Genomic DNA, 25,834 nt, shown 5'->3' with positions numbered 1-25,834 from the left:
AGTAATCCAGAATTCCTAGAATTCCTAGAATTCCTAGAATTCTAGATTACTTTTAGCCTAGGAATTCTAGAATTCTAGATTGCTTTTAGCCTAGAATTCCTAGAATTCTAGATTACTTTTAGCCTAGAATTCCTAGAATTCTAGATTACTTTTAGCCTAGGAATTCTAGAATTCCTAAATAGCTTGAAATCTAGGCAGTTTAAGGGAAAATCGCAATGCGAGCGGATAACTTTGTTGGTTTTTTAACAGCGCTTGGATTTTTTATAGGCGTGATTTTTTGTATTATGGCTGAGTATGAGCCCTTAGAGCTTGTGGCTTATACCTGCGTGATAGCACTAATATTTTTCTTAGGCTCTCACATAGCTATTATGAACTATATAGATGCAAGCTCGGAAAGCAAAATATATTTTGATAAAGAAAAATATGAAGAAATAAATGAGTTTTTGATTGAAGAACTTTTTGCTAGAGAGCGTCGCATGGATGCTATGATGCAAGTAAAACGAGATAAATTATTATCTAAAAAATCTAGCAAGAAAAAATCTAAAAAGAAAGTAGATGAACAATCAACGCAAAAAGCAGCTTGATGCTTATCAAAATGGACTTCTTAGCGAGCAAAACGAGCTTGTAGTAGCCTATATGCCAGCACTTCGTGCTATGGCTGCACGCTTAAAATCTCGCTTGCCAGCTTGCGTGGAGTTTAATGACTTAGTGGGGGCTGGGGTTTGTGCGATGGTAAGTCTTTCTCGTGCGTATGATAAAGAAAAAAATGATAATTTCTGGGGCTATGCTAGAATGCGCGTTTATGGTGCTATGCTAGACTTTTTGCGCTCGCTTGATCCTATGAGTAGAGGTGATAGAAAACTAATAAAGCAAATAAATGAGCTTAGTGCGCAGTATTTTAACGAGCATGAGAGCGAACCAAGCGATGAATGGCTGGCTAAAAAAATCGGCGTAAGCACAGCGCAAATCAGCGATGCTAAAAATATGAGCGAGATTGCTATGCTCTTGCCACTTGATGAGCAATATGACTTGCTAGCAAGCCCTGAGGGCACTTTTGAAAAAGTAGAAAAAGATGATTTAATCTCTCATATTATGGAGATTTTAAGGGGCTTTTCGCTAAAAGACCAGCAAGTAATACAGCTTTATTATTTTGATGAGCTAAACTTAGCTGAAATTAGTGAGCTTTTAGGAATTTCACAATCTCGTGTATGTCAAATACACAAAAAAATGATAATAAAACTTAGAGAAAGGTTGGGCTTTTAATGGCTGATATTCTTAGTCAAGAAGAAATAGACGCTCTTTTGCAAGCTGTTGATGATGACGAAGACGGCGCAGAATTAGTAGCATCAGAGGCTCACAAAAAGCCAAAGTTACCAGAAGACCGCCAGGTTATTATTTATGACTTTAAGCGTCCAAACAGGGTAAGTAAAGAGCAATTACGCGCTATAAAAGGCATCCATGATAAACTAGCCCGCAACCTTGCTAGCCAAATCTCATCAATTATGCGCTCAATTGTTGAAATCAGGCTTCACTCAGTTGATCAAATGACTTATGGTGAGTTTTTGATGAGTTTGCCAAGTCCTACGAGCTTTAATGTTTTTTCTATCAAGCCTCTTGATGGCTCTTGTGTTTTGGAGATAAATCCTAGTATCGCCTTTCCTATGATAGACCGCTTGCTTGGCGGTAAAGGAGATGGCGGCTTTGATAGTAGCAGGGAGCTAACAGATATTGAAGTAAACTTGCTTGATGCGATTTTGCGTATAGTTATGCAGCGCCTAAAAGAAAGCTGGCAGATGATAACTGATATGTATCCAAATGTCGAGGCAAAAGAATCAAGTCCAAATGTTGTTCAAGTTGTTAGCCAAAATGAGATTATTATCATGGCTGTTATGGAGATTATCATAGGTGGAAATAGTGGTATGATAAATTTTTGCTACCCTGTAATCTATCTTGAGCCTATTCTTTCGCGCCTTGCTAACCGTGATGTTATGCTAGGTGAAACGAGTGCGAAAAAATCTCGTAATAAAGAGCTAAAAACGCTAGTAGGGCGTGCTGAGGTGCTATATGAAGCGATTTTGGGTAAAACCAATATCAGCGTTCTTGAGTTTTTGGAGCTAAAACCAGGCGATATTTTAAAGCTTGATAGAAGTGCTGATGATATGGCTATTGTTAGCATAGATAAAAAAGATGTATTTATGGCTGATATGGGCTTGCATCGCTTTCGTAAAAGCATACAGCTTAAAGAGCTTATCAAAACAGATAAAGATGAAATTAAAAGTATCCTAGAACAATACGAAGAAGACCGCAAGGCAAAAATTCAGTCTTATGATGATAGCGTAAATGACGATGATGGAGATGAATACGATGATGATGAATAATCTTTTAGGCATTTTTAGTGCTGAGTTTGCTAGCACTGCTGAGGGGCTTACTGGGCAAGGCGCTGCTGTTGGCGAGCCAAAGGAGTTTGAAGCAAATGCGCAAAGTGGCATAAATCCACCTGTAATCACTGCTAGCGTTAGCTCTGGTGGTGGTAAGCTACTTTTTATGGCTACTCCACTTCTCATGACAGCGATAAATGATATCATGCTAGGCGAAGAAAAGCCTACAATGAACGAAAATATCGGCGATGATGAGCTTGATGCTAGTAAAGAGATTTTTTCAAACTGGTTTGGTGCGGTCTCTACCGCACTTGGAGCCCAAAGTGAGCTGCCAAAACTAAGCTTTGATATAGACAAAACCAGCTATGTAGCAGGCAACGAACCGCTTAATTTAGATGGATTTAGCAAGATTTTTGTCTTTGGCGTAAGCTATAGCGGACAGAGCGAACAACTAGCAATCGCTGCTGATAAGACCTTTTGCGAGTTAATAGACCCGCCGGCTGCCCCAGCCCCAGAAGCTACTAGCCAAGGCTCTGTTTTTGATGGAGATATTAAAAATATCAGGCTTATTATGGATGTGCGTCTGCCACTGCGTGTGCGAATAGGCTCAAAGAAAATGCTACTAAAAGATGTGCTAAGCATGGATATAGGCTCTGTTATAGAGCTAAACCAGCTAGCAAACGACCCGCTTGAAGTGCTAATCGGCGATAAACCAATAGCCCTTGGCGAGGTTGTCATCATCGATGGAAACTTTGGCGTGCAAATCACAGAAATCGGTTCTAAAAAAGAACGCTTAGAGCAGTTAAAATAATAAAAAATCTAGAATTCCCTAGAATAGGAATTCTAGATTTTGCTTTGGAATTCTAGATTTTAAACTAGAATTCCTGGGAATTCTAGAATTCCAAAGTCTTAAATTCCTAGGAATTCTAGATTTAGCACTTCTTAGTATTTGTAGAAATACTCTTGAAGTTTAGCTTTGTCGTTTGTTTTGGTAAGACCTAGCATTAAAAGCACTCTTGCTTTTGCTGGGCTTAGGTTGTCAGTTGCGATCGAGCCAAACTTATCATCATCAGTCTCACCACCCCTTGTAGTCTCGCCTGAGCCCACACGAGATGAGCGAGCTACGATTACGCCATTTGCGATAGCTTTGCCAAAGGCTTCTTCTGCTGTTGGATAAAGGCTACCGTTGCCCACACCAGCGTTGATGATTCCTTTTGCTCCAGAGCTTATAGCAGCATCAAGCATAGCACGATCTACATTAGCGTATCCCATTACAACTTCAACCTTTGGTAGCTCGCTTAGCTTGCTTACATCAAACTCACTAGCTTTTGTGTGAGCTCTTGTAGGGTTTAGGTAGTATTTTACATTACCATAAAATACTGAGCCGATTTTGCCAGTATTTGGGCTTTTAAAAGTTGCTACGCCAGTTGTATTTGTTTTTTGAACCTCTCTTGCAGCGTGGATTTCTTCGTTCATTGCTACAAGCACGCCTTTGCCCTTGCTCTCTTTATTTATGGCTACATTTACAGCGTTGTATAGATTTAGTGGGCCATCAGCACTCATTGAAGTAGAGCTTCTCATCGCACCTACTAAAACTACTGGTTTGTCGCTTTTTACTGTTAGGTTTAGGAAATACGCAGTCTCTTCCATAGTATCAGTGCCGTGAGTGATGACGATACCTGCTACATCTTTTTGTTTTAGTAGCTCATTTACACGCTTGGCTAGTTTTAGCCAGATTTCGTTGTTCATAGCTTGTGAGCCGATGTTTGCTACTTGTTCGCCTTTTACTACTGCGATGTCGTTTATTTGAGGCACAGCTTTTAGCAGAGCATCTACTGTAACAGCGCCTGATGTATAGGCAGTATCAGTAGCACCACCTGCTGCGCTACCTGCTATCGTACCACCTGTTGCTAGGACATAAACTAGTGGTTTGCCAAAGGCAAAGCTTGCTAGCAAGGCTGCTAGCACTAGGACTTTTTTCATTGTTACTCCTTTGAATTAAGATGTAGGAGTATTATAACAAAAGTAAAGTTAATGTTTTATTAGGGAATTCTAGGGAATTCTAGAGCTTAAAAAGCCTCTATGAGTGAGTTTGAGGCGATTTGTTCTACTAGTTTTTCATCACTGCCAAAAATGCTAAGTGCGATTTCATGTTCGCAGATAATGATATTTGGCAAAGGCGAGCTTGCGTCTGCTGGGGTGATTTGTAGTTTTAATCTAGCGGTTTTTATAGGAATTCTAGTTTCTATTTTTTCACCACCTAGCCCGCTTACTTTTAGTCCCCTTGGCTCATCGCCAGCTAGGTCTACTAGTGTCTTTGCTGCCTCGTAACAGCCAATTTCTATGCGCAGCACCTGAGCCCTTGCCCAGCTGTTTTTACACCTTATTAGAATATCGCCAAGGCTGTCTTTTAGCACGCAGCCACTAGGGATAAAAACCTTTGCTCTTTTATAATCAGCACCGCCAGCGCCAAAAGAGCGTAGCTGCTCTGAATAAACAGAGCTAAAAAGCAGGCAAAATAAAGCTAAAATCTTAACCATTTTTCATATTTATCGCGCGTTGGAGCATTTGATCGCTTGTGCTTATGCTTTTTGCGCTTGCTTCGTAGGCTCTTTGTTGGACGATTAGCATAGTCATTTCTCTTTCTAAACTTACATTTGAGTTTTCTAGCATGTAGCTTTTTATCACAGAGCCATTGTATGGTGTGCCATCTTCTTTTGCATACATAAAGGCCTCGCCACTATTGTCTGTAGGGCTAAAATACACGCCACCCTCGCTAAAAAGTCCTTGGTCGTTTTGAAAATGAAAGAGCGGCACTCTAGCAACAGCTGCTTGCATGCCATTGTCAAACACTGCTAAAATCGTGCCATCTTCGCTAGTAGCATAGGCTTTAAAAAGCCCATCTGCGTGGCCGTCTTTTTGCTGGCTATCTATGCCGCTAGCCCTTTGGCTCATTACTATACCATCAAAGCCGCTATTTGGTACATCTGGGTTGTATAGTGAGCCAAAGTCTATATTTACTGGTGAGCCCTCATTGCTAAGTGGGCCAAGCGTGTTGCCTGTTAGGGCACCAAAACCATTAAAGCTTAGCACGCCAGAAGCCTGGCTTAAGACATTGCCATCAGGGTCTGTGATGGTTGCGTCCATCAGCCAGTTTGCTCCATCAGCCGGATTTGGTAGCTCGCGCTCTAAGTTTATAGTAAGCGTGTTCTCAAAGCCACTAGCGCCATGAAGTCCTGCTACAAACTTTGCTGTGCTAGGCTGTGCTACTAGACCTTGCGTGGTAGCTGAGGCTTGAAGGCTCTCATATCCGCCGCCCTCATCAGCTAGTGTGCTTACATCAAAGTCATTTAGCTCATAGCTTCCATCATCTTGTATTCTAGCCTGAGTTTTTAGCATATTGCCAGCTTCGTTAGCAAAGGTGATATTTACTAATGTGCCTGTGTTATACTTTTCTAGCTGCGGGGTATCTGTTAGCGTGCCTTTTAGGTTGGCTTTGCCATCTTCGCTTATGCTTAGTTCGGCATTTATCATATTTAGCTCTATATCTTGTTGGATATATTCTTGCTTTGTTGTTAGATTGCCACGAAATTTCACGCTAGTTGTAGGCTCTGGTGGTATGTAGAGATTAGTAGGCAAAGTGATTTTGTTTATTGTTTGGCTAAATTCTAGATTTGAGGTTGGCTCTAAGGTAAGGGCCTGTGTATCCTGGCTACCTAGTTTTTTTAGAGCAGCTGCTGAGTAGCTAGCCTCATTTAAAGCAGCTGTCGTACCCATAAGATAAAAGCCTGAGGTATTTATCATATCACGATTCACATCTAGCAAAAACTCCCCAGCTCTTGTGTAGTAAGTGCTCCCGCCTTTTTGAACTGCAAAGTAGCCATCGCCCCCGATAGCATAATCAAATGCATTGTCTGTGTTTTGAAAACTACCTTGCTTCATATCAAGCGCAGTTGTTGCCATAGTAGTGCCAAGTCCTAGTGACGAGGCTACTGGGTTTTGGCTCATAGCAGCTGCTGTTTGATAAAACAGATCTTTAAACTCAGCTTGAGAGTTTTTAAAGCCTACTGTGTTTGCATTTGCTATATTATTGCCTGTTACATCGATGCCTATGCTATTGGTTTTTATGCCTGAGACACCGTTATAAAGTGCTGTCATCATGGGCTTTATCCTTAAATAATTTTTCTTAGGAATTCTAGAATTCCTTGCTTTTTTGTCCTTAAATACTCAAGGAATTCTAGAATTCCCTATAATTTTAGCAAGGAATTCTAGAATTCCTTGCTAAAAATTAAGCTAGATTTTCTAGCTATTTGAGCTAGGCAAGGCGCTAAACTCAGAAATTCTATTTGCTTTTATGTAATTGCCAGCTACCTTAAACTCAGCTTCGCCGTTTTGGAAACGCACACTCTCAACCAAGTAGTTTGTGTTTTGCATATCCATTTGGCGTCCGTCTTTGGTGGTGTATTTGACCGCGTAGGTATAAGTGCCATTATCTACTTGGTTTTTATTGTTGTTTAGTAGATCCCACTCGATAGTAGCCGTACCCTTTGTCATCGCACCAAGCTCGATGTTGCGAACCACTGTGCCAGCATTGTTTTTGACCTCTATTGTAGCACCTGAAATATCTTCTGGGAAGTTTACAGGAAGACCAAGAGATTTTGTAGCATCATCTTTAGTAACTGAACTAGAGATTGTCGCATAACTACCAAGAGCGTTCATCGCACTCATAGAAAACGCACTTTCCATTTGGCTAGCTAACTTTTGCATGACATCATTTGTTTTTTGCTGCATGCTTAGTTGAGAGAGCATAGAGGTTTGTTCTAGCATTTTTTGGCTATCCATAGGCTCTGTTGGGTCTTGATACTGAAGCTCAGTAAGAAGCAGTGCCAAAAAGTCTTCTTGTTTTAGCTCAGCATTTGGATTTGTTGGAGTTGAGCCACGAACCGCCCTAGCATTTGTGCTTGCAAGAGCATTATTTAACGCTGAGGTTGTGTTTGTGGTATCCATGTAGTCTGCCATTTGCTATCCTTTCTATAGATTTTAGGTTTTGGCACTGATTTATAAGCAAAAATTATTCCAAAATTTATATTAAAATAAATTATATGGAATTCTAGTATTTGTTTACAATTTTTCTTGTATAATTGCGCTTTGGATTAAAATTTTAAGGACAAAAATGAAAAAATCAGTAATTCTAGCAAGCGCTTTGCTAGCAAGCACGGCTTTTGGCGAGCTTAGTGATGAGCAGATTTTATCTATGTTTGATTTACCAAAAGGTGTTGAAGCTAAGATAGATGAAAGAAGCCAGCTTGAAGGCGTGGGCCTTGAGCAAATCATAATCGCTATAAAAGGCAAAACTGACGAGATGAGACAGGTGTTTTTCACTGATGGCAAGTATCTTTTCCCAGATGTAATAGATGTAGAAAAGAAAATTTCTTACGCAGGTGATTTTCAAAAAGCAGAACAAGAAAAACGCCAGTTTGCAGGATATAAAAAGCTAGGGGCTTTGCTAAAAACCTACCCACAAGAAAAAATCATGGAATTAGGCGATAGCAAAAAAGAGCTTATGTATGTTTTTACTGACCCGCTTTGCCCTTATTGCCAAGAAGAGTTAAAAAATATTGAAACTACGCTAAAAGAATATAGATTAAAGCTAGTTTTCACTCCACTTACTAGTCATGGCGAGGATGCTGTGGCACGCTCTCTTGCTATACAAGAGCAGATGAAATCAGCCAAAACTGACGCAGAAAAAATTGCTTTACTTCGCAAGTATTATGACAAAGCAAATGCTGCCCCAGAGTATAAAGCCGAAAAGATAAAAAAAGAGCAAGAAATCGTTCATAGCATCTTTGCTACAGGGGCGATTCGTGGCGTTCCAGCTTTTATAGAAGCTAGTAATTTAGAAATAAAATAAAACCAAAAGGAGTAAAAATGAAAAAATCACTAGTTGTGGCAGCACTAATTTTTGGTGCTAGTTCACTTTTTGCGCTTAGCATTGATGAAGCGAGTGTAAAACCAGTAGTTACAGGCTACAAAACAAACCAAAAAATCGCTGTTCCTATGACTTTTAAAGAAGCAAAGTTTAGCTTCAAAACCACTAATGGCAGCGCAAAAGAGGTGCTCGAAGGTGCAACTGCTCTAATCGATCTAAACAAAGTAGATACAAACAAAAACCCACTTCGCGATAAAAATATGCGTGATAAGTTTTTTGCTAAACTAAATAGCAAAGAAGCAAAAGCCCTAATCAACGCTGTAGAGGGCGATGATAAAGCTGGCAAGCTAAAAACTACAATTACTTTTAATGGCATCCAAAGAGATGTAGAAATGGGCTATGTAGTAGAAAACGGCAAATTAGTAGCAAAGACTAGCATAGATATAAAAGACTATAAGGCCACAGCCGCTTTTGATGCGTTTAGAACTGATACTACTATTAAAGGACTTCATGGTAATAACACTTGGAGCGAAGTAGAAATCGGCTTTGAGGTAAATGTAAAATAAGCTTTAAAAGCTTAAAATTTCTTTTAGGAATTCTAGAATTCTAGAATTCCTAGTGTAAAATTATCCTAAGAATTCTAGAATTCCTTATAAAATACAAAATATTTTTTAAAAATTATCATAAAAATTTAAATTTTTAAGCTAAAATCGCAAGAAAAATTGCGAGGTTTTAATATGAAAAAATATCTAGTAATATCAGCTATTTTTGCCGTTTTTAGCTCGTCTTTCATAGGCTGCAGCGATGAAAAACAAGCGCAGCAAATGCCACCTTTACCAGTGACTGCTATGAAGGTAAAAATGGGCGATCAACCACTTCTTTTAAGCTTTAATGGACAAACTTTCAGCGACCTTGATGTAATGCTAAAAGCCAAGGTTTCAGGCTCTATTACAGAACAGCTTTTTACCCCAGGCGCGCAGGTAAAAGCAGGCGAACAGCTTCTAAAAATAGATGAGGCTCGCTACAAGGCTCTTTATGATAGCGCACAAGGCGCTTATCAAGCAGCAGTTGCGAGTGAACAAAACGCAGGCAAAGAGTTTAAAAGAGTAAAAGTGCTAAAAGAAAAAAACGCAGTTAGCCAAAAAGACTATGATAACGCACTAGCAGCCTACACAGCTGCAACTGCAAATACAAAAACAGCCCTAGGCAACGCAAAAAGTGCTAAGATTGACTGGCAAGACTCAATGCTATTAGCTCCATTTGATGGTGTAGTAGGTGATAACCGCCAAAATGTAGGTAGCTTTGCTGAGCGTGGTAGTGAGCTTGTGCGAATTAGCAAGCTTGATCCTATTTATGTAAGATTTGGTATGAGTGATGTAAGAAAGCTAGAAATGGATAATAGCGTAGCAGATGGCTCGTGGAAAAGGCTAAATCCAACTGTAAGCATGGTAATAGATGATAAAAAATACACTGGCAAGCTAATTTTTATTGATAGCGTAGTAAACTCAGGTACTGCAAGCGTGGAGGCAAAGGCTGTTTTTGAAAATAAAGACCACGCTATAAAACCAGGAATTTACACTAAAATTGAAGTAGATGGTTTTTTCCAAAAAAATGCCTTTAAAATCCCGCAAAAAATAGTAAGCCAAGATCCAAAAGGCTCTTATGTTTATACTATAAAAGATGGAAAAATAGAAAAAAAATATATCAAAATTGCTAGCAATGTTGGATTTGATTACATAGTAAGTTCAGGCATAAATGATGGCGATATTTTAGCTATGGATAACTTCAAAAAAATAGGCCCAGGCTCAGCTGTGCAAATCATAAACGACCCAAATAATCCTACTGCTATGCCGGCTAAGGCTGAAAATAACGCTACAAAATAGAGGTTTATTATGTTTTCAAAGTTTTTTATTGAACGCCCTGTTTTTGCCAGCGTTATTTCCATTATTATTGTAATTGCAGGTTTAGCAGGACTTTATAATGCTTCTATTGAAGAATATCCAAGGCTTACTCCGCCACAAATCGTTGTAAGTGCTACTTATAGCGGAGCTGACGCTGCTACTATCGCCCAGACTGTCGCTGCCCCTCTTGAAGATGCTATAAATGGCGTTGAAGATATGATATATATGCAAAGCACTAGCTCATCAACTGGTACTATGAATATAAATGTATATTTTAAAACCGGCACCGACCCACAAACTGCTAAGGTAAATGTAAATAACCGCATTACCTCAGCTGTAAACTTACTACCAGAAGAAGTTCGCAGACTTGGAGTAACTGTAAATGAGAGATCAAGCACTATTTTAGGTGTTTTTGCATTTACTGATGATAGCGAGAATATGGACATCACAGAACTAGCAAACTATGTTAAAATAAATATAGTTGATGATCTTTCTCGTGTGCCTGGCGTGGGTAGTGCTGAAGCTATTGGAAATAGAGATTATTCTATGCGTGTTTGGCTAAAACCTGAGCTAATGCATGAGCATAATATCACCTCTGCTGAAATAGCAGCTGCTATTAGCGAACAAAACAGCCAATACGCTGTAGGAAAAATCGGTGAAGGGCCTATCAATCCAAATACAGCCTTTGTATATGCCGTGCAAGCTGAGGGCAGGTTTACCACAGCCGAGCAGTTTGAAAATATAATTTTAAAAGCAGAGAAAAACGGACAAATTTTGCGTCTAAAAGATGTAGCCACAGTAGAGCTTGGCGCAAGACAGCAGTTTACTATAGCTAAGTATAACGGCAAGCCTATGCAGCCAGTTTTCATTACTATGCAAAGTGGCGCAAATGCTATTGAAGTAATGGATCAAGTAGTAAATAGACTAGAAAAGCTAAAAGACAGCTGGCCTGAGGGACTAAAATATACACTAGCTTATGATACGACTGAGTTCGTGCGTATATCTATAAAAGAAGTTGTTAAAACCTTCATTGAAGCTATGGTTTTGGTTGTGTTAGTTATTTATATGTTCTTAGGAAATGTTAGAGCGACGATTATTCCACTACTTGCTGTGCCAGTATCTTTGTGTGGAGCCTTTATTGGTATTTATGTGCTAGGATTTTCAATAAATCTTATTACTCTTTTTGCCCTAGTGCTTGCTATTGGTATAGTTGTGGATGATGCGATTATTGTTATAGAAAATGTCGAGCGTATACTGCACGAAAACCCAAATATCAGTGTAAAAGACGCTACAATTGAGGCAATGCGTGAGATTACCTCGCCTGTTATTTCTATCGTGCTAGTTTTGGGTGCTGTGTTTATCCCAGTGAGCTTTATTGAGGGCTTTGTAGGACTTATCCAAAAGCAGTTTGCCCTTACTTTGGTTACCAGCGTGGCTTTTTCAGGTTTTGTGGCACTTACTCTTACACCAGCACTTTGCGCGCTTATCTTGCGCAAAAAAGAAAGCGAGCCTTTTTGGTTTATAAAAAAATACAATGAATTTTTTGATTTTTCTACGCGTATATTTACTAGCGGTGTTGCTATGGTAATAAAGCATACTATTAGAAGTTTGCTTATAGTTATTATTTTGATAGCTGCTATGATAGGGCTATTTAAAATCACCCCAGGTGGACTAGTACCAGAAGAAGATAAAGGTGTGCTTTTAACAGTAGCTACTTTGCCACCTGCATCTGCGCTAAACCGCACTAGTGAGACTTTAGGAAACATTAGAAACCTTATAACAAATGATCCTAGAGTAGATAAGTTTACAGAAGTAGCAGGCTATGATTTGCTTGGTGGTGGACTTAGAGAAAATGCTGGTGTTTCTTTTGTGGTGCTAAAAAACTGGAGCGAGCGCCCAGGCTATGAAAACTCAAGTGCTGCTATGGCGGCTGATTTTAACAAAAAGCTCTTTGGCATGGATAGAAACTCTATGAGCTTTGCTCTTGTTCCACCTGCTATCATGGGTCTTTCAGTCACTGGTGGCTTTGAGCTATATGCGCAAAACACAGATGGTAGGACATATAATGAGATTGAAGAGGATTTGCGCAGAGTAGCCCAAAAAGCAAACGCTCACCCTGCTTTGATGCAAGTTCGCACCACGCTAGATACAAACTTCCCTATCTATAAACTAACCTTAGATAGAGAAAAAATCAAAATGCTAGGCATAAATATTAATGATATTTTCTTTACGCTAAGTTCTACTATAGGTCAGTATTATGTAAATGACTTTAATATTTATGGTAAGACCTTTAGAGTTCAGCTAAGAGCAGAAGAGGGGGGCCGTGATAATCCAAATGATATATCAAATCTCTATGTGCGAAGCATGTATGGCGAGCTAGTGCCAATAGACTCTTTGATAACGCTTGAACGCTCACTTGGTGCTGATAGCGTGGATAGATTTAATGCCTTCCCAGCTGCTAAACTAATGGGCTCTCCAAAGCCAGGCTATACCTCAGGTGAGGCTATAGAGGCGATTTCACAAATCATAAAAGAAGAGTTGCCAAGCGGATATAGCATAGGCTGGGCAGGTAGTTCGTATCAAGAAGTAAACTCAGCAGGAACTGGAGCAAAAGCCTTTGTGCTAGGACTTGTGTTTGTGTTTCTTATCCTTGCAGCGCAGTATGAGAGATGGCTAATGCCATTAGCTGTTATTACAGCGGTGCCATTTTCTGTGCTTGGAGCCTTGCTCTTTACTTGGGCTAGGGGTCTAAGCAATGATATTTACTTCCAAATCGGCCTTATTCTTTTGATAGGTCTAGCAGCAAAAAATGCGATTCTCATCGTAGAGTTTGCTATGCAAGAGCATCTAAGCAAAGGCGTAAATATCGCTCAAGCTGCGATAAATGGAGCAAAAATGCGCTTCCGCCCTATTTGTATGACTAGCCTTGCTTTCACGCTTGGCGTTTTGCCACTTGCCCTAGCTAGCGGAGCTGGAGCTGCTTCGCGCCACAGCATAGGCACAGGCGTTATAGGCGGTATGATTTTTGCCAGCACGATTTCTATTTTCTTTGTGCCACTTTTCTTTTATCTTTTAGAGAGCTGGAATGCTAAGCGCAGAGCAAAAGCAGAGAAAAAAGCAGCACAAGGAGTAAAAAATGCGTAGAATTCTAGAATTCCTAGTAGTATTTGCCATAGCTCTTAGTTTTTCTGCTTGTAACCTGCGCCCAAAAATGCCAGTTGTGGATACTAATGTAAGCCTAGCAAATCCTGTTATGGTAAAGGATATAAATGAGAGTTGGTGGGAGGAGTTTAATAATTCTCAGCTAAACGAGCTAATGAGTTTAGCTCTTAGCAAAAACTCTGATCTACTTTTAGCACTAAATTCGCTTGAGCAAGCAAAAGTTCAAATGGATCTAGCAAAGCTAGAGTTTACGCCAAATGTAAAAGGCGAGGCAAGCTCTATCAAAAGCGAAACTAGCGAGCGCTCGCCGCAGGGCAGAAGCACTAGCACGCTTACTAGCTTAGGCGCAGTTTTAAGCTGGGAGATTGATCTGTGGGGTAGAGTAAGAAATGCTGCAAGAGCTGGCATCGCTATGTATGAAGCAAGTGCGATGGATGTTCAAAACGCAAGACTTAGCATAGCTGCAAGCGTGGCAAATACATACTTTTCGCTAATTGCGCTAAGTGAGCAAGAAAATATATTAAAAGAAAGCCTTGCAAGCTACGAACAAACGCTAGAATACCGCAAAGCCGAGCTAGAAAGTGGCTATATAACAGAGCTTGTGTATTACCAAAGCAAGGCTAGCGTAGATAGTGCACGCTCGCAGCTTGCTACCTTACAAGATAGCCTTAGCAAAACTCGCACCGCACTTGCGATTTTAAGCGGCAAAGATGCTAGCTTTATAGCTGAAAACAACATCACTATAAGTGACGCTAACTACACTATCCCAAGTGTCCCAGAGGGCATTAGTGCTGATATTTTAGAGCGTAGAGCTGATGTTGGTGCTGCTTTGCTTAGATTTAAGGCTGCAAATGCCCAAATAGGCGTAGCTAGAGCTGCGTATTTTCCACAAATTAGCCTAACAGCAGCCTTTGGCTATACTAGCAATGACTTTGAGCGTCTTTTAGTAAGCTCAGCGCACACTTGGCAAAAAGGTGGGTCTTTGGTGATGCCGCTTTTTGACTTTGGTCGTACTGCTAGTAATGTAAAACTAGCTTGGCTAGATCAAAATGCTAGCATGCTAGAATACGACAAAACACTTAAAAACGCTCTTGGTGAGGTAAAAGATGCGCTTGAACTTCGTAAAAATGCTGATTTTAAACTAAGTGCTGCTAGCGACCTTGAAGCCTCAGGTGCTAGGGTTTATGAGCTTAGCAAGCTTAGATACGAGGCAGGCTATAGCTCTCATCTTGAGCTGCTTGACGCACAGCGCCAGCATCTTAGCGCAAGGCTAGAGCTAGCAAGTTCCAAAGCAGGTTTAGCTAGCTCAGTTGTAGAGGTTTTTAAAGCCTTTGGTGGTGGATTTAAAAATCCAAAAGGCTTAGAAAAAAGCCTTGATGAGACTTTAAAATACTAAACTAACCTAGGAATTCTAGAATTCCCAAATCTAGAATTCCTAGATACCCTTAAACTAGAATTCCCTAAAACTAGAATTCCCTAATCTAGAATTCCTTAGAAATACTTCTAGAATTCCAAATCTAGAATTCCCTAAATACTCTTAAGCTAGAATTCCCAAATCTAGAATTCCTAAAAGCTTGAAAAAAATAAAATGTGATTTTAATCGTGAAATAAAAAAGCCGTGGGCTCTCACCCACGGCAGCTCTTATAAAGACAAATTATAGCGAATCAATATAAGCATTGATTGCAGCTATATCTTCTTCGCTAAACTTAGCCATTTGAGCTTTCATAATGCCACCCTGGCCGTTTTTGTTTAGAGTGCCGGCTTTGTAGCCTTTTAGACTCTCTAGGCGCTCAGCACTTGCGATACTTTTTAGCGCAGGCACTTTTCCGCCAAGATATGGCTTTTCTGCAGCTGCACCGTGGCAAGCAACGCATGATTTAAAAAGCTTAGCACCATCAGCACCAAAACAAATGCTAGCAGTCACGCAAAGCGCAGCCGCACTTAGAGCGATTTTTTTCATCATTGCTCCTTATTTTAGAGTGCTGATGTAGTCGTTAACAGCAGCCATATCCTCTTCGCTTAGGCTAGCCATTTGGCCTTTCATTACAGCGCCCATGCCAAATTTGTTCGCAGTACCAGCTTTGTACTCTTTCATAAGTGCAAGACGCTCAGCAGCATCTACTGTAGTAAGCACAGGAACTTTGTTTAGATAAGATTTCTCTGCTTTCATACCGTGGCAAGTTACACATTTTTTGAATATTGTAGCACCATCAGCTCCAAAGCTGCAAGTAGCAGCAAACAACGCAGCACAGGCTGCAAATGCAAATTTTTTCATTTTGTTCCTCCTAAAAAAATGTTTGTAATTATATACTTTGTAAAGTTAAATTTTTATAAAATTTGCTAAAATACGCTTTATGAAAAAAGCAGCATTTTTAGATAGAGATGGCGTGATAAATGTAGATCGCGGCTATGTAGGCAAAATAGAAGATTTCTCGTGGTGCGATGGCGTGTTTGAGGGGCTTTTAAGGCTAAAAGAATTAGGCTTTGAGCTTGTAATAATCACAAATCAATCAGGCATCGCAAGAGGATATTATAGCGAGGCTGATTTTGCAAACCTTACAACATGGATGCTAACAGGGCTTGAAAAACAAGGAATTTCAGTGCTAAAGGTCTATCACTGCCCACACGCACCAGAACTAGGCTGCGAGTGTAGAAAGCCAAAGCCTGGTATGATTTTAAAAGCAGCTAGTGAGCTAGAAATCGATCTAAAAAACTCAATTTTAATAGGTGATAAAGACAGCGACATAGCAGCAGGACTATCAGCTGGCGTTGGAAAAAACTTTAAATTAGGCAAAGAATTTGCTAGCTTAAAAGAAGTGGCGTTTTCTTTGAAAATTAAATAATTTTTCATTATAATAAGCAAAAAATTTGGGAGCATAAATGAAAATCGTAGTTACTGGCGGGGCTGGCTTTATTGGCTCAAATCTAGCAAAACACTTTGAGGACCTAGGGCATGAGGTGCTTGTGATTGATTGCTTTAACTCTGGCGAGCGTTTTAGCAATGGGAATTTCAAAGCCTTTGGAGATTATCGCAATTTGCTTGATTTTAGCGGGGAGATTTACTGTGGCGATATTTGCGATATTAAAACGCTAGAAAAAATTGCTGATTTTGCCCCGCATGCGATTTTTCACGAGGCAGCTATTAGCGATACCACTGTTAGCGAACAAGACGCTATCATGCGCACAAATATAAATGTTTTTGTAGATATCATGAACTTAGCAAAAAAACTAGACTCAAAGCTAGTATATGCTAGCTCTGGGGCTGTTTATGGAGATGCGCCTAGCCCACAGAGCATTTGGGCTAGCGAAAAGCCAAAAAACGCTTATGGATTTTCAAAGTTTATGATGGATAAAATCGCTTGCAATCACTGCGCTACTAATCCTAGCGCGCATGTAGTGGGGCTAAGGTATTTTAATGTTTATGGCAAAAGCGAGTATTTTAAAGGCAAAACCGCAAGCATGGTGCTACAATTTGGTCTTCAAATGCTAAAAAGTGGCAGCGCAAGGCTTTTTGAAGGCAGTGATAAAATTTGCCGTGATTTTGTCTATATCCGTGATATAGTAGCGGCAAACGAGGCTGCGCTAAAAGCAAAAAGTGGTGTGTATAACGCAGCTACTGGAAAAGCTAGAAGCTTTGAGAGTATAGTTGATATTTTGGCTGAAGTTTTAAATATAAATGTAAAAAAAGAATATATCCCAAATCCTTTTATCGGTGCCTATCAGTTTCACACCCAAGCTGATCTTAGCAAAAATGCAAATCTAGAATTCCTTGCTAAATGGAGCTTAGAGGCAGGCATAGCAGACTACGCAGATGAAATAAAAGAAATCTTTAAGAAAGAGCAAAATGCCTAAGGTCTTAGTAATCGGCGATCTAATGATAGATCACTATATCTGGGGCAGTTGCGAGCGTATAAGCCCAGAAGCCCCAGTCCAAGTAGTACTAAAACAAAGCGAGACAAAGCGACTTGGCGGCTGTGGAAATGTGGTATCAAATCTCATCGCACTAGGTGCTGATGTAGGTGTAATCAGCGTGCTAGGCGATGATAGCGCAGGACGAGAGATCATCGCTATGCTAGCTAGCTGCAAAGCAAAGGCTGAGCTAGTGCTTCAAGAGCGTGGGCGAAAATCTAGCCAAAAATCACGCATAATGGTCTCTCACCAGCAAGTGCTAAGAGTGGATAATGAAAGCGCAGATGAAATCAGCCTAGATGATGAAATAATCGCTAGATTAGAGGGAATTCTAAAACGCTATGATATAGTTTTGCTAAGCGATTATGGAAAAGGCGTGCTAACAAATAAGCTAACCAATGCTTGTATCAAAACTTCAAAAGCACTAAATAAAGCCGTGCTAGTAGATCCAAAAGGCACGGATTATAGCAAATACAAAGGTGCGACCCTGCTCACCCCAAACCGCAAAGAAGCCTCAGGCGCACTAGGATATGCCCTAGCAAGTGATGCTGATATCTCAAAGGGCTTAAGGGAGCTAAAAGAGCGATTTGAGCTTGATTTTGGGCTAGTTACGCTAAGCGAGCAGGGCATTGCTCTATGGGATGGGCAAAATGAGCTAAGAGATCCAGCCCTAGCAAAAGAGGTCTACGATGTAACAGGCGCAGGCGATAGCGTGCTAGCTACTCTTGGATATTGTCTAGCTAGGGGTGATAATATAAAAACAGCTTTAAAATACGCAAATCTTGCTGCTGCTGTGGTCGTGGGCAAAGTAGGTAGTGCAGATGCTAGCTGGGATGAAATACACGCACTTGCTGGCTTTCATGAAGGCAAAATAAAAAGCAAAGAGCAAATTTTAACCGCTATTAAAGAGCTAAGAAAAAAGGGCAAAAAAATCGTATTTACAAACGGCTGCTTTGATGTGCTTCACAGCGGCCATACCAGCTATCTAAAAAAAGCTAGAGCCTTAGGCGACGTGCTAATCGTGGGGCTAAATAGCGATGAGAGCGTGCGTAGGCTAAAAGGAAAAAGCCGCCCTATAAATGATGAGAATGAAAGAGCTAGCATGCTTGAGGCATTGGAGGCGGTGGATTTTGTGGTGATTTTTGGCGAAGATACGCCAGAACTTCTTATAAAAGACATTGCTCCTGATGTGCTAGCTAAGGGAGCTGATTACGCAAACAAAGAAGTAGCTGGCGCAAAATACGCCACTAAACTTGCGCTAATTGATTTTAAAGAGGGCAAAAGCACCTCTGCTTTGGTAGAAAAAATCAAGAAAAACTGCTAGGAATTCTAGATTTTTGTCTAGGAATTCTAGAATTCTTAGGAATTTTTGTTAGGAATTCTAGAATTTTATCTGGGAATTCTAGAATTCTTAGGAATTTTTGTTAGGAATTCTAGAATTTTGTCTAGGAATTCTAGAATTCCTAGGCTTTTTTAATGCTTATTTCAGTTAATATTAACAAAATATTAGCTAAAATCGCAAAATTTTTTATTTTTTAAGGTTTAAAAATGGATGTAATAGCATATAAAATTGATGATAAAATCGTAGATACTCAAACCTATAAAGCCGAAAATCTAAGCGGTGGGGCTGAGATTTACTATGAAAACTCAGCTGATGGGCTTGATATTATTCGCCACAGCTGTGCGCATCTAATGGCTCAGGCTATAACTGAGCTTTATGGCAATGTTCAGTTTTTCGTAGGACCTGCTATCGAAGATGGCTTTTACTACGATATGCGTGTAAAAAAGCCTAATGGAGAGAGCCTGAAAGAAGAAGATCTAGCTGTAATTGAAAAGAAAATGAAAGAGCTAATTGATGCCAAGCAAGATCTAGTAAAGCAATACTCTACTTGGGATAAAGTGAGCGCAAAATACGCCAAAGACGACCTAAAACAAGAGGTTTTAAAGCGTATCCCACAAGGTGAAGTAACGCTATATAGCCAAGGCGAGTGGGAGGACATTTGTCGTGGGCCTCATGTGCCAAATACAAAGTATTTGCGCTGGTTTAAGCTTACTAGAATTGCTGGGGCGTATCTGGGCGGCGATGAAAAGCGTGAAATGCTAACTCGCATTTATGGCACAGCATTTGCGGATAAAGAGAGCTTAAATGAGCATTTAAGAACTCTAGAAGAAGCCAAAAAGCGCGACCACCGCAAGCTTGGCGAGCAAATGAAGTTTTTTAGCTTTGATGAGACAATAGGCGCAGGACTGCCGATATGGCTACCAAATGGCTCACGCCTTCGCACAAGACTAGAGCACAAGCTTTATTATGCTTTGCGTAAGCGTGGATATGAGCCAGTTCGTGGCCCTGAAATCCTAAAAAGCGAAGCGTGGAAAATCAGCGGACACTACGCAAACTACAAAGAAAATATGTATTTTACGCAAATTGATGAACAAGAATACGGTATAAAGCCGATGAACTGCGTAGGTCATATAAAAGTATATCAAAGCGAAGCACGCAGCTACCGTGATTTGCCACTGAAATTTTGCGAATATGGCGTAGTTCATAGACACGAAAAAAGCGGTGTTTTACACGGACTTTTTAGAGTTAGAGAATTCACACAAGATGATGCGCATCTTTTTGTAATGCCAAGCCAAATCAAAGAAAATGTATATGAAATACTTGATTTTGTGGATAAAATGATGAAAGCCTTTGGCTTTCATTATGAGATGGAGATTTCTACAAAGCCAGCAAAAGCAGTAGGTAGCGACGAGGTTTGGGAAGTAGCTACAAAAGCTTTAAAAGACGCACTTGATGAAAAAGGGCTAAAATACGGCATTGACGAGGGCGGCGGTGCATTTTATGGCCCAAAAATAGATATAAAAATAACTGATGCTCTAAAACGCAAATGGCAGTGTGGAACGGTGCAAATTGACTTTAACCTGCCTGAGCGCTTCGGGCTTGAATACACTGATGAAAACAACGAGAAAAAGCAGCCTGTGATGATTCACAGAGCGATTTTAGGTAGCTTTGAGCGTTTTATAGGAATTTTGTTAGAACACACAGCCGGCGAGCTGCCTTTCTGGCTAGCGCACACGCAAGTTGCTATCATACCTATTGCTGAATCTCACAATGCTTATGCTAAGGAGATTGAAGCTGCTTTGCTTGACCTTGGAGCTGATAGCAAGGTATTTAATAAAAATGAAACTCTAAATAAGCGCATTCGCACCGCTGAAAAAGAGCATATCCCTATGCTAATCGTACTTGGTGACGCTGAGGTAGAGGGACGCAAAGTAGCGATACGCGATAGAGTAAAGCGTGAGCAAAGCGAAGCTAGCTTAGAGCAGTTTTATGAACTAATCAAATCTAAAATAAACGAGGTGACTTTTTGAGTAAAGATAAAATTTACTTAAACGAAGAAATACGCGCAAATGAAGTGCGTTGTAATGGAGATGATGGCACTAGTTATGGCATCATCAGTAGGGCTGAGGCTTTAGAACTAGCTGAGAAAATGGGGCTTGATCTCGTTCTTATCGCACCTGATGCAAATCCACCTGTGTGCAAGATAATGGACTATGGCAAATTCCGCTATCAGCAAGAAAAAAGGCAAAAAGAAGCCAAAAAAAAGCAAAAAGTCATTGAGATAAAAGAGATAAAGCTCTCAGCTAAAACAGCTCAAAATGACCTAAATTACAAGGTTAAACACGCCTTAGAGTTTATAGCTGATGGTAAGCATGTGCGCTTTAGAGTTTTTCTAAAAGGGCGTGAGATGAATACGCCGCAAATTGGCGTGGCTATGCTAGAAAAGATTTGGGAAATGGTAAGCGAAAACTGCGACCAAGCAAATGCGCCAGCATTAGAGGGTCGCTATGTAAATATGCTAATTGTGCCTAAAAAAGGCTAAGTTTGCTTAAAATCTAGAATTCCTAGGTTAGGAATTCTAGATTTTGCTTTTTAATTATTTTTAAAGACTTTTGCTATGAAAATTCATAAATCAGTAAAAATAGCGTGGAATGCGCAAGTTGAAGGTAAGCTAAAAATCGGCAAGAAAAGCTCTATTTGGTACTCTGCTAGTGTGCGAGCTGACTATGATAAAATCACTATCGCCAAAGGCGTAAATATCCAAGATGCTGCTGTAATTCATGTAGATAAAGGCTCTCCTTGTAAAATAGGGGCATTTACTACCATCGGTCATGGAGCTATCATTCACGGCTGTGATATCGGCAAAAACTGCATTATAGGCATGGGGGCTATCATCTTAAATGGCGCAAAAATCGGCGATAATTCTATCGTAGCAGCTGGGGCTGTGGTCACGCAAAATAAAGTGTTTGCTAGTGGCTCACTCATAATGGGCTCGCCAGCAAGCATAAAGCGTGAACTAAGCGTGGATGAAATCAAAGAAAATATGCTAAATGCAAAGCACTACATAAAAGCAAGCAAAAATATAAAAAGAAAAGCCTAGGAATTCTAGAAGTAATTCTAGAAGGAATTCTAGAATTACTTTTTTATAGAACAACGCCCTAGAAAATAGCAAACCGGACAAAAGCCCACGCAAGCAAAAATAATAGGCACAAGCCCTATAAGACTAAGCCATGGACTAATGCCCCAAAGTGCAATTATTAGCACTATAGCGATGATGATTTGGACGATTTTTATTTTTGTACTTGTCAATATTGCTCCTTTTACCTAGGAATTTTAGAAGGAATTCTAGCTAGTTTTTAGAAATTCTAGAATTCCTAAAACTCATCCTGCTTTTTGCTCGCTTTCTTCTGTGCTTTTTTCTTCTAGTTCTTTATCAGTTACTTTTTTCTCTATATATTTGGCCTGGTAGCCTTTTAGAGTGATTACGATTTGAGCTAGTGAGCTTACCATTGAGCGAACCTGAGCTGTGTCGTTCATAAGCGAAGTTGCCATAGTGCCTGTGATTTTGCGGTCACGAAGCAGAGCATCAAGGTGAGTTTCTTCGTTGCGAAGTATTGTTATTATTTCATTTAGAGCATTGATTTGGCTCTCAAAATCACGGCTTAAAAACTCTTTATCCTCGTCTTTTTCTGTGCTTTCAATAGCATTTTCATTTATGAGGCGGAGGGTGTAGAGTAGTTTTGTGCGAAGCTTGTTGTAGGCTAGCTGGATATGCTCGTTTTGACTAGTCATAAATCTAAAAAAGTTTGGCTGTATGGTTTGAGCGTGTTTTAGGGACTCTGCAAGATTCATGGCACAACGACGGATATCAAGCAGCACTGGCAAATCATCACTTGATGCGTTTTTAGCAGCGTCCACGCTATATTCGATAATCTCGCTATAAAGCACCTTAAAGCGGTTTTCATAAAGCTCGTTAAAATCAACTTCCATAGGCTTATTGCGCTTGGCAATTACTGCTCCAACTGGCTCTTCGCTTTCTATATCAGCTTTTGAGAGCGAGATAGTTTTTGCGATGATTGAAAGAGTGTTTGAAAAAAGGTGCTCAATCTCTCTTGCTAGAACATTTATCGCTGATTTGCTAAAAGCAAGGCTTTCTTCGCTAAGGTATTTAGCGTGGTCTACTTTTGAGCGTTCTTTTTTGGCTACTACATATTTGTTTAGCATTCTAGCCATTGGCACAGTTAGTGGGTAGAAAATAAGCACACCTACTACTTGGAAAATGCTGTTAAATACAGCTAGTTTTAGTGTGTAATCATCATCTGCGATACCACCCCAAGCTGAGAGAATATCAGTTAGCGAAGTAAATGGATTTACAAGCACTAGCATTATGATTGCGGTTGTGAAGTTAAAGATCACATGTGCTACGGTTAGCTTTTTGCCCTCTATATTTGCGCTAAATGCGCCGATGATTGACATAATTGTACTACCAACATTTGAGCCAATTACTATGGCAATTGAATTTTCATAGGTGATTTGCCCAGCAGCTAGGGCAGTGATTGCTAGCGTGATAGTAGCATGCGAGCTTTGCATGATTATTGTGATGATAACACCGATTAGAAAATACACGATTAGACCTTGGATGCCAGTCATTGCGTATTGGCTAAGGTCAATTGTGTCTTTTATACTATCAAAGCCACTTTTCATATAGTGAATTCCAAGGAAAAGCAGACCTATACTAAATAGAAAAAAGCCCATACCCTGCGTGGCTTTGTGATTTGAGTAGGTGCTAATTAGTCCTATTACTATCATAGGCATTGCGTAGGCTGAGATGTTGATTTTTAGACCCACAGCAGCTACTAGCCAGCCGCCTGTTAGACAGCCCAGATTTGCCCCGAAGATTATGCCAAGTCCAGCGGTGAGTGTGATAAGTCCAGCTGAGAGAAAAGAAATCGCAAGCACGCTAACAAGACCAGAACTTTGCATCAAAGTACAAGTTGTAAAGCCAAAAGTAAAGGCTTTAAAGCGTGATTTTGTCATAATTTTAAGGAAAGTCTCAATGCCAGAAATCAGCTTAAAGCTCGAGTTTAGCACCTTCATCGCATACAAAAATATACAAATACCATAGATTATAGGGATAACCTGCGTCCCATAATACATAACCAAACAAACGACTATCAAAAAGCCGTAAAATAACGATAATTTCATCTTATCGTTCATTTTATTTCCTTATATATTTTTTCTAATTTAGTATAAATTTCGTTTTCGTCCAAAAGCCCTGAGGCAATGATTTCACAAAGCACAGTGTTATCTTCTTTGCCATCCCAGACTTTTTTATAGCGTCCTTCTTTGTAGCCGTGATTTTGGCGAAATTTATTTAGCACATTTTTTGCGATGTAGCCCTCAAAAAGTACTTCAAGATTCACACCACATTTTAAAGCAAGCCCAAAAAAGAGCTTTAAAATGCTCTCAAAGTTTGTTTGTGGCGTGCTTGTAGCGTGTATTATCATCTCGATTTCATTGATGATTTCGTATTGATTATAGTTTTTTAGCGCAAAGGGCTCTTTGCAAAAGTCGCCAAAAAGCGTGCTAGCAGCAATCTCAGCTGAGAGCTCATCAAAGCTTGGCTCTCCTCGGTGCTCAGCTAAAAACAAGCTCATAATAAAGTGCCAAATATCGATTATTTCAATCTTTACATTATCTTCGTCTGGATTTGCGTTTATGTTTTTCCAGTGCTTCCACGCAAAGCTCTCAATAAGCTCAGCACACTCCATATAAATACAGCGTCTCCAGTTAATTATCTTGCCATCTTTTGTGATGCCATTTTCCCAGCCAGTGCCGTTTGTTTCGTCATTTAGGCGCTGTTGCATGACTAGCATATGTTTGATTTTTTCTTGATTTTTCATCTTGTTTCCAAAAATTTTCCAAAAAATTATCGCGTGATTATACAAAAAATTTGCTAAAATTACACTCAAAAAAAAGGCAAAAAATGAAAATACTCTTAAATGGCAATACTTTTGATACGAAAAATCAAGGCTTAGCAAGCATTTTAATAAACTTTGGCGAACACATCGCTATTAGCATAAATGGCTCAGTAATCCCAAAAAAAGCTTGGCAAGAAGTAGAACTAAAAGAGGGCGATAAAATAGAGGTCATAGAACTAGTAGGTGGGGGCTGAAAATCTAGAATTCCTAAGAATAAATTCTAGAATTCTCAAAAAAATCTAGAATTCCCAAGAATAAATTCTAGAATTCCTAAATAAATTTCCTAGGAATTCTAGATTTAAGCTTCAAAAGCTGTGCCTTTAACCACGCTTTTAATCGTGCCAACAAGACACAAAAATACAAAAACACAAAGCGCACCAAAGACAGCCAAACCAGCGTAAGTAAAAAAATCCCCAAGATGAGCTGCTTTTAAAAGAGCTAGGCAAAAAGTAGCAAGCGGAAAAGTAAATGCCCACCACGATAAAGCAAACTTTAAGCGCAAAAACTTTTTATACATAAAGCACAAAAGCAGGGTAAAAAATATAGCAATATTTAAGAGAATCAGCGCAAAATTATCAAAACGGGCGAGCTTTTCATAGCCTAAAAAAGCCACCGAAGGCGGAGCGATGAAAATAAAAAGTGTCGGTATAAACTTGCTCTCCAAACTTGGATGAAAAATCAGCCTATAAAAAAGCAAGGTAAAAATCACCACATAAAAAAACAGCGCAAAGGAAAAATAAAACCAAGTCCACGGCGCATCAAAAGGCACTAAGGCAGGAATTAGCAGGTTTGCTGCTACTGGGATAAACCACGCAGGATTACTGTGTTCGATGTTTATATCGCGGCTGATCCACGCAGAAATCACATAAAGAGTAATAATGCTTTGAGACGCCACGCCAGCGTAAAACAAAGCCTTGCTAACCCCGCTAAACTCGCTAAAAAGAGCAGCCAAAAGCAAAAGAGAGATGCTAAAAGCAGGAAAAAAGTTAATTTTAATAGGATGGTGAAGTTCGGCTTTTACAGAGTTTCTAAAAAGTAGAATTTTTAAGCCGTAGCAGATAAAAAGCAAGGCAAAAAGAGCTGCTGTAACAAAGCGAAAACTCTCAAACAAAAACCCAGCCCCAAAGATATAAAAAATATCCATACTAAGCCCACCAAGCCCCATAATAGTAGTAAACAGCATGATAGGGAAGTTTTGGATTTTATTCATCTTATACCTTTGATTTTAGCT

The 25,834-nt window shown here is 39.8% G+C and carries 26 protein-coding genes; 16 read left to right on the top strand and 10 right to left on the bottom strand.

The genetic code is table 11. The features are described from left to right. Window positions 1-215: 215 nt before the first annotated feature. From PTQ34_RS07550 to fliY, 4 genes are read left to right on the top strand one after another with little or no spacing between them, the layout of a single operon-like run. Window positions 216-584, top strand: coding sequence for a hypothetical protein (locus tag PTQ34_RS07550; protein WP_273932955.1), 369 nt, complete (start codon window positions 216-218; stop codon window positions 582-584). Beyond that, window positions 556-1,263 carry an RNA polymerase sigma factor FliA gene (locus PTQ34_RS07545; protein ID WP_273930066.1) on the top strand — a complete coding sequence of 236 codons (708 nt, stop codon included), beginning with the start codon at window positions 556-558 and terminating at the stop codon, window positions 1,261-1,263. Before PTQ34_RS07550 ends, PTQ34_RS07545 begins: the two co-directional genes overlap by 29 nt. Beyond that, window positions 1,263-2,378 (top strand): flagellar motor switch protein FliM, encoded by a 1,116-nt coding sequence (gene fliM / locus PTQ34_RS07540; RefSeq protein ID WP_273932954.1) that lies wholly within the window; start codon window positions 1,263-1,265, stop codon window positions 2,376-2,378. The genes PTQ34_RS07545 and fliM overlap by 1 nt, the downstream gene beginning before the upstream one ends. After that, window positions 2,368-3,189: a flagellar motor switch protein FliY gene (fliY, locus tag PTQ34_RS07535; RefSeq protein ID WP_273933006.1), complete on the top strand. Its 822-nt coding sequence runs from the start codon at window positions 2,368-2,370 to the stop codon at window positions 3,187-3,189. The genes fliM and fliY overlap by 11 nt, the downstream gene beginning before the upstream one ends. 131 nt (window positions 3,190-3,320) lie before the next feature. On the opposite strand, the gene PTQ34_RS07530 is transcribed toward fliY, so the two are convergent. From PTQ34_RS07530 to PTQ34_RS07515, 4 genes are all read right to left on the bottom strand, one after another. After that, window positions 3,321-4,361, bottom strand: coding sequence for a type II asparaginase (locus tag PTQ34_RS07530; protein ID WP_273932953.1), 1,041 nt, complete (start codon window positions 4,359-4,361; stop codon window positions 3,321-3,323). An 86-nt stretch (window positions 4,362-4,447) separates the two neighbouring features. Further along, window positions 4,448-4,918 (bottom strand): hypothetical protein, encoded by a 471-nt coding sequence (locus tag PTQ34_RS07525; protein ID WP_273932952.1) that lies wholly within the window; start codon window positions 4,916-4,918, stop codon window positions 4,448-4,450. Next, entirely contained in the window at window positions 4,911-6,539 is a 1,629-nt protein-coding gene (locus PTQ34_RS07520) for a flagellar hook protein FlgE (protein ID WP_273932951.1), read from the bottom strand. Before PTQ34_RS07520 ends, PTQ34_RS07525 begins: the two co-directional genes overlap by 8 nt. Window positions 6,540-6,680: 141 nt before the next feature. Then, window positions 6,681-7,397, bottom strand: coding sequence for a FlgD immunoglobulin-like domain containing protein (locus tag PTQ34_RS07515; RefSeq protein WP_273932949.1), 717 nt, complete (start codon window positions 7,395-7,397; stop codon window positions 6,681-6,683). A gap of 154 nt (window positions 7,398-7,551) precedes the next feature. Between PTQ34_RS07515 and PTQ34_RS07510 the strand changes: the two genes are divergently transcribed. From PTQ34_RS07510 to PTQ34_RS07490, 5 genes are all read left to right on the top strand, one after another. Then, a complete protein-coding gene (locus PTQ34_RS07510) occupies window positions 7,552-8,289 on the top strand; it encodes a thioredoxin domain-containing protein (RefSeq protein ID WP_273932948.1) in 738 nt (245 codons plus the stop codon). A 17-nt stretch (window positions 8,290-8,306) separates the two neighbouring features. Then, complete coding sequence (locus tag PTQ34_RS07505; protein WP_273932946.1) at window positions 8,307-8,873, top strand: YceI family protein; 567 nt, start codon at window positions 8,307-8,309, stop codon at window positions 8,871-8,873. A gap of 171 nt (window positions 8,874-9,044) precedes the next feature. After that, a complete protein-coding gene (locus PTQ34_RS07500; protein ID WP_273932945.1) occupies window positions 9,045-10,190 on the top strand; it encodes an efflux RND transporter periplasmic adaptor subunit in 1,146 nt (381 codons plus the stop codon). Window positions 10,191-10,199: 9 nt separating this feature from the next. Beyond that, a complete protein-coding gene (locus PTQ34_RS07495) occupies window positions 10,200-13,352 on the top strand; it encodes an efflux RND transporter permease subunit (RefSeq protein WP_273932944.1) in 3,153 nt (1,050 codons plus the stop codon). Then, entirely contained in the window at window positions 13,345-14,766 is a 1,422-nt protein-coding gene (locus PTQ34_RS07490) for an efflux transporter outer membrane subunit (RefSeq protein ID WP_273932942.1), read from the top strand. The genes PTQ34_RS07495 and PTQ34_RS07490 overlap by 8 nt, the downstream gene beginning before the upstream one ends. Window positions 14,767-15,025: 259 nt before the next feature. Here the strand turns inward: PTQ34_RS07490 and PTQ34_RS07485 are convergent, their stop codons facing one another. Continuing rightward, window positions 15,026-15,331 carry a c-type cytochrome gene (locus PTQ34_RS07485; protein ID WP_273932941.1) on the bottom strand — a complete coding sequence of 102 codons (306 nt, stop codon included), beginning with the start codon at window positions 15,329-15,331 and terminating at the stop codon, window positions 15,026-15,028. A gap of 9 nt (window positions 15,332-15,340) precedes the next feature. Next, a complete protein-coding gene (locus PTQ34_RS07480) occupies window positions 15,341-15,646 on the bottom strand; it encodes a c-type cytochrome (RefSeq protein WP_273930054.1) in 306 nt (101 codons plus the stop codon). A gap of 79 nt (window positions 15,647-15,725) precedes the next feature. On the opposite strand from PTQ34_RS07480, the gene gmhB reads away from it, so the two are divergent. From gmhB to PTQ34_RS07450, 6 genes are all read left to right on the top strand, one after another. Continuing rightward, on the top strand, window positions 15,726-16,214 hold the full coding sequence (gene gmhB, locus PTQ34_RS07475; RefSeq protein WP_273932940.1) for a D-glycero-beta-D-manno-heptose 1,7-bisphosphate 7-phosphatase: 489 nt from the start codon (window positions 15,726-15,728) through the stop codon (window positions 16,212-16,214). A gap of 37 nt (window positions 16,215-16,251) precedes the next feature. Continuing rightward, a complete protein-coding gene (gene rfaD / locus PTQ34_RS07470) occupies window positions 16,252-17,223 on the top strand; it encodes an ADP-glyceromanno-heptose 6-epimerase (RefSeq protein ID WP_273932939.1) in 972 nt (323 codons plus the stop codon). Next, entirely contained in the window at window positions 17,216-18,604 is a 1,389-nt protein-coding gene (gene rfaE1, locus PTQ34_RS07465) for a D-glycero-beta-D-manno-heptose-7-phosphate kinase (RefSeq protein WP_273932938.1), read from the top strand. Before rfaD ends, rfaE1 begins: the two co-directional genes overlap by 8 nt. Window positions 18,605-18,828: 224 nt before the next feature. Next, complete coding sequence (gene thrS, locus PTQ34_RS07460) at window positions 18,829-20,652, top strand: threonine--tRNA ligase (RefSeq protein ID WP_273932936.1); 1,824 nt, start codon at window positions 18,829-18,831, stop codon at window positions 20,650-20,652. Beyond that, the gene (gene infC, locus PTQ34_RS07455) at window positions 20,649-21,164 is read left to right on the top strand and encodes a translation initiation factor IF-3 (protein ID WP_273930043.1); all 516 of its coding nucleotides are present in this window, start codon (window positions 20,649-20,651) and stop codon (window positions 21,162-21,164) included. The genes thrS and infC overlap by 4 nt, the downstream gene beginning before the upstream one ends. Window positions 21,165-21,239: 75 nt before the next feature. Further along, window positions 21,240-21,722 carry a gamma carbonic anhydrase family protein gene (locus PTQ34_RS07450; protein ID WP_273932935.1) on the top strand — a complete coding sequence of 161 codons (483 nt, stop codon included), beginning with the start codon at window positions 21,240-21,242 and terminating at the stop codon, window positions 21,720-21,722. Between the two features lie 35 nt (window positions 21,723-21,757). On the opposite strand, the gene PTQ34_RS07445 is transcribed toward PTQ34_RS07450, so the two are convergent. From PTQ34_RS07445 to dut, 3 genes are all read right to left on the bottom strand, one after another. Continuing rightward, window positions 21,758-21,931: a YgaP-like transmembrane domain gene (locus PTQ34_RS07445; protein WP_273930041.1), complete on the bottom strand. Its 174-nt coding sequence runs from the start codon at window positions 21,929-21,931 to the stop codon at window positions 21,758-21,760. 72 nt (window positions 21,932-22,003) lie between these two features. Next, window positions 22,004-23,839, bottom strand: a complete 1,836-nt coding sequence (locus PTQ34_RS07440; RefSeq protein ID WP_273932934.1) for a Na/Pi cotransporter family protein — start codon at window positions 23,837-23,839, stop codon at window positions 22,004-22,006. Next, the gene (gene dut / locus PTQ34_RS07435) at window positions 23,836-24,525 is read right to left on the bottom strand and encodes a dUTPase (protein WP_273932932.1); all 690 of its coding nucleotides are present in this window, start codon (window positions 24,523-24,525) and stop codon (window positions 23,836-23,838) included. The genes PTQ34_RS07440 and dut overlap by 4 nt, the downstream gene beginning before the upstream one ends. Window positions 24,526-24,608: 83 nt before the next feature. Between dut and thiS the strand changes: the two genes are divergently transcribed. After that, entirely contained in the window at window positions 24,609-24,797 is a 189-nt protein-coding gene (gene thiS / locus PTQ34_RS07430; protein ID WP_273932930.1) for a sulfur carrier protein ThiS, read from the top strand. Window positions 24,798-24,901: 104 nt separating this feature from the next. Here the strand turns inward: thiS and PTQ34_RS07425 are convergent, their stop codons facing one another. Then, on the bottom strand, window positions 24,902-25,813 hold the full coding sequence (locus PTQ34_RS07425; RefSeq protein WP_273932928.1) for an SLAC1 anion channel family protein: 912 nt from the start codon (window positions 25,811-25,813) through the stop codon (window positions 24,902-24,904). Window positions 25,814-25,834 lie beyond the last annotated feature (21 nt).

The sequence above is a fragment of the Campylobacter magnus genome (assembly GCF_028649595.1).
Lineage (GTDB): Bacteria > Campylobacterota > Campylobacteria > Campylobacterales > Campylobacteraceae > Campylobacter > Campylobacter magnus.
Note: the sequence above shows the minus strand (reverse complement) of the source record. Positions and strands in the feature narration are given on the sequence as shown.

Excerpts from the sequence above, each read along its gene's own strand:
- PTQ34_RS07480 (WP_273930054.1), bottom strand. The coding sequence starts at position 15,646 with ATGAAAAAATTTGCATTTGCAGCCTGTGCTGCGTTGTTTGCTGCTACT.
- PTQ34_RS07505 (WP_273932946.1), top strand. The coding sequence starts at position 8,307 with ATGAAAAAATCACTAGTTGTGGCAGCACTAATTTTTGGTGCTAGTTCA.
- PTQ34_RS07525 (WP_273932952.1), bottom strand. The coding sequence starts at position 4,918 with ATGGTTAAGATTTTAGCTTTATTTTGCCTGCTTTTTAGCTCTGTTTAT.
- PTQ34_RS07520 (WP_273932951.1), bottom strand. The coding sequence starts at position 6,539 with ATGATGACAGCACTTTATAACGGTGTCTCAGGCATAAAAACCAATAGC.
- PTQ34_RS07550 (WP_273932955.1), top strand. The coding sequence starts at position 216 with ATGCGAGCGGATAACTTTGTTGGTTTTTTAACAGCGCTTGGATTTTTT.
- PTQ34_RS07425 (WP_273932928.1), bottom strand. The coding sequence starts at position 25,813 with ATGAATAAAATCCAAAACTTCCCTATCATGCTGTTTACTACTATTATG.
- PTQ34_RS07450 (WP_273932935.1), top strand. The coding sequence starts at position 21,240 with ATGAAAATTCATAAATCAGTAAAAATAGCGTGGAATGCGCAAGTTGAA.
- PTQ34_RS07500 (WP_273932945.1), top strand. The coding sequence starts at position 9,045 with ATGAAAAAATATCTAGTAATATCAGCTATTTTTGCCGTTTTTAGCTCG.
- PTQ34_RS07485 (WP_273932941.1), bottom strand. The coding sequence starts at position 15,331 with ATGAAAAAAATCGCTCTAAGTGCGGCTGCGCTTTGCGTGACTGCTAGC.
- thrS (WP_273932936.1), top strand. The coding sequence starts at position 18,829 with ATGGATGTAATAGCATATAAAATTGATGATAAAATCGTAGATACTCAA.
- gmhB (WP_273932940.1), top strand. The coding sequence starts at position 15,726 with ATGAAAAAAGCAGCATTTTTAGATAGAGATGGCGTGATAAATGTAGAT.
- PTQ34_RS07515 (WP_273932949.1), bottom strand. The coding sequence starts at position 7,397 with ATGGCAGACTACATGGATACCACAAACACAACCTCAGCGTTAAATAAT.
- PTQ34_RS07510 (WP_273932948.1), top strand. The coding sequence starts at position 7,552 with ATGAAAAAATCAGTAATTCTAGCAAGCGCTTTGCTAGCAAGCACGGCT.
- dut (WP_273932932.1), bottom strand. The coding sequence starts at position 24,525 with ATGAAAAATCAAGAAAAAATCAAACATATGCTAGTCATGCAACAGCGC.
- rfaE1 (WP_273932938.1), top strand. The coding sequence starts at position 17,216 with ATGCCTAAGGTCTTAGTAATCGGCGATCTAATGATAGATCACTATATC.
- thiS (WP_273932930.1), top strand. The coding sequence starts at position 24,609 with ATGAAAATACTCTTAAATGGCAATACTTTTGATACGAAAAATCAAGGC.
- fliM (WP_273932954.1), top strand. The coding sequence starts at position 1,263 with ATGGCTGATATTCTTAGTCAAGAAGAAATAGACGCTCTTTTGCAAGCT.
- PTQ34_RS07495 (WP_273932944.1), top strand. The coding sequence starts at position 10,200 with ATGTTTTCAAAGTTTTTTATTGAACGCCCTGTTTTTGCCAGCGTTATT.
- PTQ34_RS07490 (WP_273932942.1), top strand. The coding sequence starts at position 13,345 with ATGCGTAGAATTCTAGAATTCCTAGTAGTATTTGCCATAGCTCTTAGT.
- fliY (WP_273933006.1), top strand. The coding sequence starts at position 2,368 with ATGATGAATAATCTTTTAGGCATTTTTAGTGCTGAGTTTGCTAGCACT.
- rfaD (WP_273932939.1), top strand. The coding sequence starts at position 16,252 with ATGAAAATCGTAGTTACTGGCGGGGCTGGCTTTATTGGCTCAAATCTA.
- PTQ34_RS07545 (WP_273930066.1), top strand. The coding sequence starts at position 556 with ATGAACAATCAACGCAAAAAGCAGCTTGATGCTTATCAAAATGGACTT.
- PTQ34_RS07530 (WP_273932953.1), bottom strand. The coding sequence starts at position 4,361 with ATGAAAAAAGTCCTAGTGCTAGCAGCCTTGCTAGCAAGCTTTGCCTTT.
- PTQ34_RS07440 (WP_273932934.1), bottom strand. The coding sequence starts at position 23,839 with ATGAACGATAAGATGAAATTATCGTTATTTTACGGCTTTTTGATAGTC.